This is a genomic window from Paenibacillus sp. CAU 1782 (assembly GCF_054551715.1).
In genome coordinates, this window is the sequence record NZ_JBTOLL010000002.1 from 277,630 (window position 1) to 290,498 (window position 12,869).

Consider the following 12,869-nt stretch of genomic DNA (forward strand, 5'->3'; position numbering starts at 1 on the left):
GGTCAATCAGAATCCAGCGCACAAAAAAAGCCATGGCTGGAGATCACTCCCCTGCCGTGGCCTTTACGACATCTATTCAAGATGGATATGCAGCTGCAATATCACGATACTGCTTTATCTCCGTGTTTTTTGCAATTGCCGTTATCGCAATTTTTATAATAGCCCATAAAATCAAGACGGTGATCCAGAACCTTGAAGCCATATTCACGCTCCACGCGTTCCTCCAGCTCCGTCAGCCAATCCTCTTTGATCTCCTCCAGCGAGCCGCATTTTTGGCAAATGAGATGATGATGCATATGCTCATGCCCTTCGCCTCTCAGATCATAACGGGCAACGCCGTCGCCAAAGTTCATTTTGGCTACGATTTGAAGCTCCGCCAGCAGCTCAAGCGTCCGGTAAACGGTAGCTAGTCCGATTTCCGGAAATTTTTCCTTAACGAGCATAAATACATCCTCGGCGCTCAAATGCTCTTTTTCGTTTTCCAGCAGCACTCTGACAATGATCTCCCGCTGCGTCGTCAGCTTGGAGCCATTTTCCATTAAACTGCGTTTAATTTTGTCGATTTCGGCAGATACATTCATACACCAAACCCCCTTGATGCTGGCAGCACTTATATGTGAAGGCAACATATTAGAATCATTCTAATCTAATGGTATGTTATTTTCGTTCATAAATCAACAGCAGACATCAAATTAGATAAACCTCTTTGGCATTATTGCCACATCCAACCACTTCATGCAAGCAGGTTTCTTCCTTAATTCGTCCTAATGGCTTCATTTTCCTTCTTTTTCCTGGGTTGGCGCAGTGAGGTTTTTCACACGCTCGCCAAAAGCCAGGTCCCCTTCCCCAACTTCACTCGTTTACGATACTACAACTTCCTTCTATCTACAATAATAAAGGAATCGCTTGCTCATTAATTTCTAATCTGCATAAACAGAAATCACAAAACAAATGTTCTTTTTTTATTAATAAAAGATCGATTTTTTATGAAAAAAGCTGCTTTTGTACAGGAATATCAGTATTGTTCACTGTTAAGAAGCTGAAATGTTCATGGATGAAGCAAAGTTTCACTTTTAAAAAAACGACTGTGCATGGTAATATCAAATTCGATTGAAAGCGTTTTCTGTAATGCGTTTCAAAATTTGAAAAAGGGGGGACAAATCAATTTTCCACGCTATGCAAACATGTGGAATTGACGTGAACCTTCACGGGCAGGTAAATGAAAATCCAATACGAGGAGAGGTTAGATGAAAGCCGAACGTTGGAAAAAAATGAAAAAGACGCTTAGAAAACCGTTGCTACTGCTGTTTGCGGCTAGTTTAATTACCAGTTTGTTGCCGCTGTCTCCCAATGCAAACGCTGCGGATAGTGAACCGGAAGGAACAATCGCTCACTATCCCTTGAACAGTGCTTACCAGTATAAAAACAAATTAAATGAAGCACAGACATTATCCGGGGATACACCTATCTGGCGAACAGACTATGTGTCGTTGGTTAATCCAGGAGCAAATGGCGAGCACAAAGGACACATCGCGGGAGCTAATCCTGGACCAGCTGTAACTGGGGATAAAATCGCTTTTTCATTTAATGTAAAAAACAATTCTGTGCAAACACGCACCATTAGTGCGGCCAATTCCTTGTTTGGTTACGGCAACACAGACAACAATATTACATTGCGGCCTTATTATGCAAACGGGACGGCAGCCGTTGTGCTTAAGCGCAATGGTACGGATGAGGTAGTCGCATCTTTCCCGGCTCCTGCTGCCGATATGTGGCACAATTACACCATCTCGGTGGACGGTACCCCTAGTACTGGCCAGCTTGTCGTTTGGGTGGATGGTGTTCAGGTTCAATCGGTCTCTTCCAAAGGAATAGGAGCCGATGAGATCATCAACAACCAATTCCGGTTAAACCGTACCTTATCTGGTTTCCTGAATCTAGATGCACATTATCGCAATGTGCGTGTTTTTAATAACACTGTCAATAGTGATATTGCGGTTGAGTTAGCAAATGAAACACGTAGCTTCGCATGGAATGACCTGCTTGCTTCAATTCCGTTTGCTGATGGTTCAGAGGTGCGCAACAATCTGGCCTTGTTGAAGGACCCCAACATTAGCTGGACATCCAGTAAAAACAACGTCATCAATGCCGCTACGGGCGTTGTGACAAGGCCTTCCTCCACTGAAGAAGTCACCTTGACATTGAACTGGTTTAGCTTGACCAAAAGCTATACCGTCATCGTGCCTCCGCCGGATGCAGGCGATATGCTGATCGCAAATTTTAACTTTGACGATGCTACAACCGGCCTGCAAGGGGGCGGCGCCAAAGCGACCGTTCAAGGCACTGCAAGCTATGGCGACTCCTTTGAAGGAAACGGCAAAGCCGCCAACCTTAGCAGCAGCTTCTGGCTTAACGTAACAAAAACCGACGGCACGCCTCTGCTTGCCGGCCTTGACGAAATCACAATCTCCTACGACAGCAAATCCAATGCTGATCCGGGCTGGACTATTTTTGCGGCTACAAATACAAGCGCCCAAACCCATAATAGCGAACGTTACCTTGGCATACTCGACCAGCCGAGCAAAATCGTCGTTGAGCGCTATAACAATTCAGGCTCCAGGCCGCAAATCGCGGAAACAGCCAGCAGCAATGCATGGAAGCACATCGACGTAGTTGTATCCTCTACGGATACTAAGCTTTATGTCAATAACCAATTAAAAGCAACTGTTCCAAGCTCCCACTCCTTGTCCAGCATTGTTTCCCAAACGGGAGGTATTCTTCAGCTTGGCAAAGGCAACTGGGGCGGCGGCGAATACTTCAACGGCCTCATCGACAATGTGCAAATTTTCAATAAAGCGTTGTCGCTGGAGCAGCTTACCGATTTTAGATTAACCAATGTTTCGCCAACCATTTCACCGGCAGCCGGTCAAATTTATACGCCTGTAACCATTACTCACCCAACAGGCATCGATTACATTTATTACACGACTGACGGAAGCGACCCTACCTTATCCAGCTCGAAATATACGGGTCCATTTACCGTTTCAAAAGGCACTGTCGTCAAGACGGCAGCCATTGCTCCAAATGGCAAAAGCAGCTCTGTCAGAACCGTTGAATACTACGGCAGCCAATGGGCAGCTACTGCGCTTGCTTTCAGACTGCAAGGAGAATGGAGTGTCAATAACGCCAAAATTTCCTGGCCTGTCATTCCCGGCACAGACTATTACGAGGTATACCGCGGCGAAACCTTGATCGATAGAGTGCGCGGCGATGTCGTGGACGACTATGGGCTGGATATCGATGCATCCTTCTCCTACCGCGTCAAAGCCATTCGCGGCAGCGCAACCATCGCTGAAGCAACAACAAATGCCATTGAGACGTTTACCTACGATCCTTCGGCAGTAACGCGCGTAAAAAACAACTATACGGGCGAAGACGGCTTCACAGCAGGCCAGCCAAACGGCGTAAAAGTCGGCGGCACCTGGTACCACTACACTTATAAGGCTGAACGAAACAGCGACACAGGCATTGTCACCACCAGCATTTACGAATTCACAAGCACTGACGGCATTCAATTCGGCAATGAACGATTGCTGGAATCGTTTGAGGATATGCGTGTGGAGATGGAAGGCTACCGCTTGAATCCCGCCACCGGAAAAATCGTGTTTGTGGCTCATGAGGAAGCAAGCAGCGGCTATGGCAGAGGCGCCGTATTCCTTGGCTCCATGACACCGGGCGGCAATGATTTCGAGGATACCTTCCGAGGACATCCGCTTGATCATGATTCCCGCGATATGTCGATGTTTGTTGATGACGACAACACGGCTTATCTCGTATTTGCTACAAACACCAATAGCGATTTGGCGATTGTAAAGCTCAATGCAAGCTGGACCCAGCCTGTCGAGCTTGTGAATACCATTTTCAGGGGCAAACACAAGGAATCGCCGGTTATTATCAAGCATGACGGACGCTATTATTTCTTTGGCTCCACGGCAAGCGGCTGGTACCCAAGCCAGGCTGAATATGCCTCCGCCGATACACTGGGGGGAGAATGGACGCCGCTTCGTCCAATCGCAAACGGCGCAACCTTTGCTACGCAAGCCAACGGCGTAAAAGAATACGCCGGAACCGACGGCAAACAAAGCTTTGTTCTGAATGGCTATCATTGGGGAAATCAGCATCATGCCGGCTTCCAGGATCCAATGGGCACCTACGCCCGCCTTTTCCCGATGGTCTTCAACAACGGAATCGCAACTGCGGAATGGTTTAAGCAGCTTGACCTTGATCCTGTACGCGGACTGATCCCTGTACAGTCGGGACAATACATTTCGCTTAACAAAAACGCTTCCGATTCCCAGGGATTAAACGCTACTGCGGCAACGGACGGCGCTGATCTGGCTTCCTCTCCGCAGCTGAATCATGCCACCCTGCCTTATAGCGTTGTTGTTGATCTGGAGCAAGCCTCCCAGCTTAGCGAAATCAACTTTACAACCAGACTGGTAGGCGGCTCCGATACCGTTTTCCGCTATACGCTCTCTGGCAGCCAGGATAATCAGAACTGGACCCAGCTTGTAGACGGCTCGCAAAATAATGTAGTTGGATTTGTTACCAATCCGATCAGCAATAACTCGCCGTTCCGTTACGTGCGTCTGACTGTAAACTCGATTAAAAATGTCCATAACGGCAATGATGCGGTGTGGGCTGACGGTCTGATCGAACTAGCTGTATTTGGTACGCCGGATGTAAACAAATCACTGCTTGAAGCCAAGTACAACGAAAAGAAAGATACCGTTAAAGGAACCTATGCAAATTCCACTTGGAACAAAATAGTTACGGCATTAAACAACGCCGAAGCTGTGCTCGCCAATCAATCGGCATCTCAATGGAAGGTGGACCGCGCTGCGCTGCAAATCGACGAAGCCTTTAGATGGGCGCTGACCATCAATGAAGACAAAATTGTTGATTATACAGAAGCTGGCGTACCGGTCGGCGAGACCTGGTACGACACGGAAGGCAACGCCATTCAAGCACACGGGGGCGGCTTCCTGCAGCAAACTGCGGCTGACGGCAAACCGATTTATTATTGGGTAGGCGAAAATAAAATCCATAATAGCGCGGTTTTCCACGCTGTATCGCTTTATTCCTCGCGCGACCTTGTTAACTGGGTCAATGAAGGTGATATTGTGGATCAATTTACCCAAACGGTTCCAGGAGCGGAGTTTGGTCTGCTGGATAACAAATGGGAACGTCCTAAGCTGCTCTACAACGAGAAAACTCAAAAATATGTGCTTTACGGCCACTGGGAAACAGCAAACAGCTATGCAAGCAGCCAAATTGCGGTTGCAACCGCTGACCAGGTTAATGGACCCTATACGTTCCTCGGCCACTGGCGTCCAGGCGGCACGCTGCGCAACTGGAGAAGCGATGGCGGAAACTATCTGGATTCCGAGTTCTACAAAACAAGCGGAGTGAAAACCACCATTCCTTCGGATATCCAAAACGATGAAAATCAAATGGGCAAGCTGCTCAGAGACTACACCGTGTTTATGGATGACGATGGTAAAGCCTATCTGGTAAACGCGGAAGGCCACTCCATGAGGGTACACCGCTTGAACGAGGAATTTACGGATGTCGACTTTACCACTTATGTCGACAGCGATCCAGCAACTAAAGCAACCGATTTTGAATCTTATCTGTTCTACGATCATGTCGGCCGTGAAGCTCCGGCAATCGTGCGGGCGGAAAACGGCTATTATATGGCCACCTCCGGCCAATCCGGATGGTTCCCGAACCAAACCATGATCAGCTATACAACCGATTTAAAAGATCCAAACGGCTGGACGCCTGTTAAGGACAACAACCTCCTTATTCCTGGGTATACGCTTGGCAATAACAGCACCTTCTATAGCCAGCCGACCAACATCATGAGACTGGTTGACAGCAATGGCAACAAAAGCTTTGTTTATATGGGCGACAGATGGCGCGCAAGCCAGCTATCCGATTCCCGTTATGTCTGGCTGCCGATGACGCTTGACGAAGCTAAACAAACCGCTTCCATGACATACACCACCGGATGGAAGCTCAACGCCGAAGACGGCAGCGTGCAATTGCCGCAAACGTATCTGGTTTCCCGCGGCAAATCGTCAACAATAACCGGAAATACAGATGTATTGAAAGACATTGCTAAAGCAAATGATGGTATTGCGTATAGCTTGAGCACCTCTGGCGATTCAACCGACTATTTTGGCGGACTAGTTGGACCGTACGAATATACGATTGATTTGGGCGATAAATATGACCTGTCCCGAATCGATGTGGCTTACCGGTTGTACAACGGATCGGAAATGTACCACAAATATAGAATTCACGCATCCAATGACGGCCAGACTTGGACTCAGCTGTATGACGGAACGGCAAACAATTGGGTCGGCTTTAATTCTAGCAAGCTTGATGGTCGCTACCGTTATGTGAAGCTGGAAGTCGTGGAAGTTCGCCGTGCAAACAACAACGCCTTGAGCAACAACTGGGGAAGCGGACTTGTCGAGGTTGAAGTGTATGCCAAATCTCCGGATGCTTTTGTGCTGACGCCTCCGACAGCAGATTCTAATGCAGGCACGTACGATTATCCTAAAAAAGTGAAGCTCTCTCATCCGGTAGACGGAGCCCGTATTTACTATACGCTTGACGGAAGCGACCCTTCCGATGTGCCAAGCGATACAAACAAGCTTTATACCGGCCCTATCGCTCTGCCAATTGGGGAAACTACAATCAAAGCGCTTGCAGTCGTAGATGGCGAATCCAGCCAAGTGATTGAAATACCTTATGTTGTTGTGCTTGATCTTTCTGTTCTGAGCAATGCAATTGACAGTGCGCAAGCACTTCATGATGCAGCAGTCGAGGGCACGTTGATCGGACAATATGCAGAAGGCTCCAAAGCAACGCTGCAAGCTGCCATTGACAGCGCCAAACCTTTGCTTTCTGAAGTGTCGCCAGAGCTGTCAAATATCGAAGCTACGCTCCTTCAATTGCTTGATGCCATTCAAGCCTTCAAGGCTCTGGTTGTTCTGCCTCCTAAAGGGGACTTGAATGGAGACGGTCATCTGGGCACCGAAGATCTGCGCTTGCTGGTCTCCATCTACTATGGAAAAAGCGAAGCAAATTCCGATTGGGAGCTGTACAAGGCTGCCGATTGGAACGGTGACGGCATTATCGATATCGAAGATTTGCGCGGCATAGCCAAACAAATTCAGAACCCGATTCCAAACGCGGTGCTGAATGAGGAGCAAAACGAAATCCAGGATGAAACTCAAAATCAAGTCCAGGACGAAGGACAAACCGAGGTTCAAAACGCGGTTCAAAACGAGGCTCAAAACGTGGAGCAGAACTAACGCGCCTTACTGGTTTGTAAACCTGAATGAGGCCGGGGTAAAGCCCGGCCCATTTCCAAAGGAAAGGAAGAAGAGATCTTGAAAAACAAATTGTTATCTATCGCTTTGGCGCTGCTTCTCCTGTTTCCGGCATTGCCCCAGACGCTAAAAGCCGCAAGTGATCCAGTATTTTTCGTCAGCGCATCAAAGTCTTCGCTGCTTGTCGGCGAACAGGCGGATTTGATCATCGGTGCGCAAAACGTTGAAGATTTGGTCGCATACGAGCTTAATGTTTCCTTTGACCCTAAGCTATGGACCGTAACCGGCAGCACTTATGTAACGGACTTAAACGGTTTCAGCTCGGTTGTCAATCCAGAGCTTCTGGCAAGCGGAAAGCTCAATGCCGCTTTTACGAAAATCGGAAATGACGCCGGAGAAAACGGGGCCGTTGTACTCGCCAAATTTAAACTGACCGCCCTTTCGGTCGGCACAGGCAAAATAACGCTGGACAGAATCAAAACCGGACAATCCAACGATAGCTGGAATGTTTATACGCCTGGCGTTCAAGCCAATGTGTCTCTGACGAACTCAGTCGTCCCTACAACTCAGCCAGTGGACAATAATACGACCACTCCTGCCCCAAGTCCCGAGCCGGAACCTGTAATTACGAGCTCATCCATTCAATTGCAAGCCAAACCGAATGAAAGCGGACTTGCTTCCGTCAAGCTGTCCTCCTCACATTTGCAGCGTGCGGTTGAGCAGATGAGCGGAAACACGTTGTCGGTTGTTGTAAAACCCGACGCGGGAGCCAAAACCGTAGAACTGAACATCCCGCTTGACGGCATTCAAAAGGCCGATGCGGATAAAGTCCGCGCTGTTGCTATCGATTCCGGAGCTTCCCGCATCCTGCTGGATCGGAACCTGCTGACTCAAGGCAATCCGGGCAACCTTCAGATCACGGTGTCAGAGGTTGACCAAGCCAAATTGCCGGCTGAAGCAAAGGAAAAGCTGAAGCAAAATATCAAGGTTTACGATATTGATGTGAAGCTGGACGGACGTTCCATCGACGCCTTCAAAAAAGGCGATGTTACGATAGAAATTCCTTATACGCTGCAGCCTGGCGAAACCCCGGGCAAGGTCGTACTTTATTATGTCAATGAAAACGGCAAGCTTGAAGTAATTAAAAATGCCGTATACAATGCGGAAACCGGCACGGTGAAGCTGAGCGCTACCCATTTGGACCCTCACTTCCCGGCTTATTCCGACAAATCGTTTAATGATTTGAATGAAGCGGCGTGGGCCAAAAATTACATTGAATCGCTGGCTGCCAGAGAAGCTATTAACGGCGTTGGCAATGACCGCTTTAATCCAAACGGCCAACTGACGCGCGCCCAATTTATTACGATGCTCGTCAACCTGTTTGATTTGACAGATCCATCGGCCGCGGCATCCTTCACCGACACTGAAACCGATGCCTGGTACTACAATGCCGTTGCATCGGCGCAAAAGCTGGGAATTGTAACCGGCAAAGGAAACGGCTCATTTGGTGTCAATGATGCCATCAGCAGACAGGATATGGCGGTTATGCTCTATCGAGCCGCGCAAACGATGGGACTTGAATGGAGCAAGCCTGCGGCTGACGCAAGTCAATTTGCCGATCAGGGCAGCATTTCCGATTATGCGCTTGAAGCCGTAACCGAGCTGCAGCGCCACGGCGCAATGAATGGCAAAGAAAATGATTTGTTTGCCCCTCGCGATCTCTCTACCAGAGCGCAAGCGGCGGCAACACTCTATCGCATCTTCGGCCTTCCGGAATAAAAACGGCCTTATCGAGGCCAGCGAGAACATACAACGCGCTTGAAGCGGTATTTATTAAATCGAGCAATAAAAAATTTATTAAATCGAGCATTAAAAAGAGCCTTCCTTCCACTTTGCAATGGAATGAAGGCTCTTTTGCAGTTAATCTGTTATTGGCAGGCTGGCTCGCTCTTCACTTGCAGAAGCCTGAGATCGCTAAAGCAAGTGCTGCAAGCGACAGGACTTATTTAGCTGCGGTCACCGATTGGTACCACTCGTTAACTTCCTTCGTAATTTGATCTCCGCCGTTTGCTTTCCAGTTGGACACAAACGTGTCGAAGGCATCAATTGGAAGTTTGTTGTAAATGATTTTATTAAACGTTTCCAGTTCGGATTGGCGCAGCAGGCTCCATTTTGTAATCATGGTTTCCGTTGCGGCTCCCGTAAAGTAGTTTTGCTTGCGGACATCCATTTGCGACATAACCACTTTGGCGGAATACCAGTTCTCCGGCTTGCGGAATTCGGCTTGCTGTTTTTCGTATGGCGTCGAAGGCTCTTCCCCATCGGCGAGCTTCACCAGCGTTTTCATGTACAAATCAGGAATGCGCGCAGGTCCCGTAATAAACGGGAATTCATTGTTGAAGTCGGCGATTTTGTCTTTATTGTTCGTTGGCGTGCCGTCTACAATATCCCAGTCGTAGCCTTGGGCAAAACCGTATTCGTACGGGCTTCCTTCGGCCGGGTTAGCCAAATTGTCGAGCAGGTAGTTGTAATACAGGAAAATCGCTTCCGGATTTTTGGCATCCTTGTTAATCATAAAGCTGCTGTTGACGCCGGAGTTTTGCCATTTGGTTCCCGCATGGCCGTCCGGTCCTGCCGGAACAGGGTAGGCTTTGTAATTGGAGCCGGGAACGTTGTTCAGCAAGTCCGGCGCCGGCCAGTCAGGCACCCAGTTGGCGCCCGGCAATACGCCGGCTTTGCCGCTAGTCCAGATCTCCGCCGATTTGCCTTCATCCCACAACGCGGCATCGGGATGAATGTAGCCTTTGTTCATCCATTCCTGAAGCTTGGCAAGCGCTTGCTTTGCGCCTGGATTGATGGAGCCGTATTCCAGATTGCCGTCGTCATCCTTGTTCCACTGCTCTTCGATGGTGCCATATGCGCCAAAGAGCCAATCCAGCGAGCCCATCCAGGTGTTTGTGTTGTTTTTCAGCGAGATGGCGAGAGGATACACATCCTTGGCGGCCAGCCCGTCCGGATTTTCATTTTTGAATTTATCCATGATGACTTCCAGATCGGCGATCGTTTTTGGCGCTTCAAGGCCCAGCTTCTGCATCCAGTCCTCGCGCAGCCACAGGATCGTGTCGTCATTGTCTGTATATTCCATGATCGGTACATTCCACTTTTTGCCGTCCTTCGTGAAGGGGTACCAGAGCTCTGGATGCTGTTCCGCATGTCCCTTCCAAATATCGTTGGCGTATTTGTCGAACAGTTCGTCAACCGGAATAAACTGGCCGGATTCGATAAGCTGATTCGTCAATACCGGGTCTGTCGGAACAAAAACAAAGTCGGGCAGCTTTTCGCCGGAGGACAGAGCAAGCTGCAGCTTTTGCTTGTAAGGGTCGTTGCCGGCAGGGTACCAGGTATCCTTGTGCTTGATGCCAAGCGTCTCCAGCATCCAACGGTCATGCACGTTGTTTTCCTTTGTGTCGCCGTTGGTGTATTTTTTGGGCATAATTACGGTGCTGATTTCGATCGGCGGATCGTATTTGCCTGCGGCAAACGCCGCTTCCGCTGCGTCCGATTCCACTGCGGCCGTTCCCCCGGCGTTAGAGCCGTTGTCCTTGCCTGCGTTGTTTCCGTTGCCGCTGCTGCAAGCGCTTAAAACGATGACAAGCGACAGCAAAAGCGCAAACGTTCTTCTGAAAGTAGCCATTGCGATTCCCCTTTGAAGTGAAATATGGAGCTTATTTCTGCGTCAGGAAAGGCTGGCTTTCCTGACGGCCTCATAAACAACTTTATCAACATGGCGGGGAGGCCATCTATATGATTTTGTTAGTTTACATATCACTCTGTCATGTTGTTTGTTGCCCGTTTCGGTACTCCTGAGGCGTTACCCCAAACTGTTTTTTGAACACTTTAATAAAATAGGCAGGCTCCAAATAGCCGATTTCGGCGCTGATTTCATATACTTTTTTATCGCTGGCGCGCAGCAGATGGCAAGCCCTCTCCATGCGAAGCCGCGACACATAATCGCTGATGCCTTCGCCCGTTTCGAGCTTGTAGATTTTGGACAAATGCGTCGTATGCAGGTTCACATGATCCGCCAAAGCCCGCAGCGAGACGTCCAGATGCAGATTCCTTTCGGCAAACTGCTGCACCTTCTTCACATAACGGGAGCGGGTATCGTTCATTTCATTCGCAGTCGCCGAACGAAGCGCTGACAAAGCGCCGATGGACCAGACCCGCAATCTGCTGATGGAAGAAAAAGCTTCCCCGTTCATCAGCTGCTCCGCATTGACCCCGGGGAGTCCCGACAACGCCAGGCCGTTTCGATGGGCAATATGGGTAAATGCCGCCGCAATCAGAAATCCGGCTTCCATGCAGTGCTCCAGGGAGTCTGAATAATGTCCGTCAAGCTCCCCCAAAATATCCCCAAGCTTCTCCTCCGCCGCATCCCATCGACCCGCTTCCAGCAAATGTCCCAGCAAAGGAGGCATATGAATGCTCTCCAACGTACCGTGCGAAGGCGACTTGTCCTCTTCGCCCAGCACCATAATAAATTCACGCTCATCGCCGACGATTTGGCGGAAGCTGCTAACCGAGCGCCGGTAACGCGCCGCCAAATCCTCCGGAAATTGAAAAGTTTCCGTCATCACGATCGACAACGAGCCTTGAAGGTATTGCTTTACCTTGCTTTGCAGCCTCACCATCAACCCTTCCAGCAGCTTATCGCCGCGACTTCTGGTTGCTTCGCCTTTGCGCTGAAGCAGAAAGACCAAGTAACCATGCTCGTCTTTGACACCCCATACTTGTGCATACTCGCCTACGATTTCTTCCGCGATGTTCATGACGGCATATTCCAGCAGATGTTGCCCCTTGTTGCGATATTGACCAAACTCCTCCTCCATCCGCACCAGCATCAGCCAGCTGTCGCCAAACTCCACCGGCAGACCGTAGCTCTCCAGCTTCCGGCTCCATTCCTCGCGGCGGAGTCGCTCCCCGCGCAGCGCCCCAAGCAGCAATTGACCGCGCAGCAAAGGCAAATTCTCACGCAGCGTAAACTGCGTGCGCTCGAAGGAGCTGACGCTTGCCCACTCCGCCTGCAGCTGGTCCCGAGCGGTCCCCACCGCCGCAAACAACTCCTCGTCCGAAGGCGGTTTCAGCACATATTCCACCGCCTGATGGCGAACCGCCTCCTTGGCGTATTCAAAATCGGAGTGGCCGGACAGGATAATACATTTGATTCCTTTATCCCTTTCGCGAATCTTTTGAATCAGTTCAATTCCCGTCATTTCCGGCATCAAAATATCGGAGATGACGATGTCGATGCCGTTGGCATCAATCAGCTCCAAGGCTTCCCGCGCGGAATAAGCCTTGTGCACGCCCGTAATTCCCAATGTATGCCATGGCTTGTTCATCGCCAAGTTATCTACCCAATGCGCTTCGTCGTCAACAATTAGCAGTTGCAATATTTGTGCCCCC

5 protein-coding genes are annotated in these 12,869 nt (G+C 49.5%); 2 read left to right on the top strand and 3 right to left on the bottom strand.

All coding sequences use genetic code 11. From position 1 onward, the window contains the following. Nucleotides 1-101: 101 nt before the first annotated feature. Nucleotides 102-581 carry a ferric iron uptake transcriptional regulator gene (fur, locus tag ACX93W_RS10265; RefSeq protein ID WP_459392272.1) on the bottom strand — a complete coding sequence of 160 codons (480 nt, stop codon included), beginning with the start codon at nucleotides 579-581 and terminating at the stop codon, nucleotides 102-104. A 666-nt stretch (nucleotides 582-1,247) separates the two neighbouring features. On the opposite strand from fur, the gene ACX93W_RS10270 reads away from it, so the two are divergent. Beyond that, nucleotides 1,248-7,388 (top strand): chitobiase/beta-hexosaminidase C-terminal domain-containing protein, encoded by a 6,141-nt coding sequence (locus tag ACX93W_RS10270; RefSeq protein ID WP_459392273.1) that lies wholly within the window; start codon nucleotides 1,248-1,250, stop codon nucleotides 7,386-7,388. Nucleotides 7,389-7,466: 78 nt separating this feature from the next. After that, entirely contained in the window at nucleotides 7,467-9,185 is a 1,719-nt protein-coding gene (locus tag ACX93W_RS10275) for an S-layer homology domain-containing protein (RefSeq protein WP_459392274.1), read from the top strand. 223 nt (nucleotides 9,186-9,408) lie between these two features. Here ACX93W_RS10275 and ACX93W_RS10280 read toward each other — a convergent pair whose 3' ends face one another. Together ACX93W_RS10280 and ACX93W_RS10285 are read right to left on the bottom strand one after the other, a co-directional pair. Further along, the gene (locus tag ACX93W_RS10280) at nucleotides 9,409-11,100 is read right to left on the bottom strand and encodes a type 2 periplasmic-binding domain-containing protein (RefSeq protein ID WP_459392275.1); all 1,692 of its coding nucleotides are present in this window, start codon (nucleotides 11,098-11,100) and stop codon (nucleotides 9,409-9,411) included. 139 nt (nucleotides 11,101-11,239) lie between these two features. After that, nucleotides 11,240-12,856 (bottom strand): response regulator, encoded by a 1,617-nt coding sequence (locus ACX93W_RS10285; protein ID WP_459392276.1) that lies wholly within the window; start codon nucleotides 12,854-12,856, stop codon nucleotides 11,240-11,242. Nucleotides 12,857-12,869 lie beyond the last annotated feature (13 nt).

Bases quoted from the DNA above. Each gene is read 5' to 3' on its own strand.
- ACX93W_RS10280 (WP_459392275.1), bottom strand. From the start codon at position 11,100: ATGGCTACTTTCAGAAGAACGTTTGCGCTTTTGCTGTCGCTTGTCATC.
- ACX93W_RS10270 (WP_459392273.1), top strand. From the start codon at position 1,248: ATGAAAGCCGAACGTTGGAAAAAAATGAAAAAGACGCTTAGAAAACCG.
- fur (WP_459392272.1), bottom strand. From the start codon at position 581: ATGAATGTATCTGCCGAAATCGACAAAATTAAACGCAGTTTAATGGAA.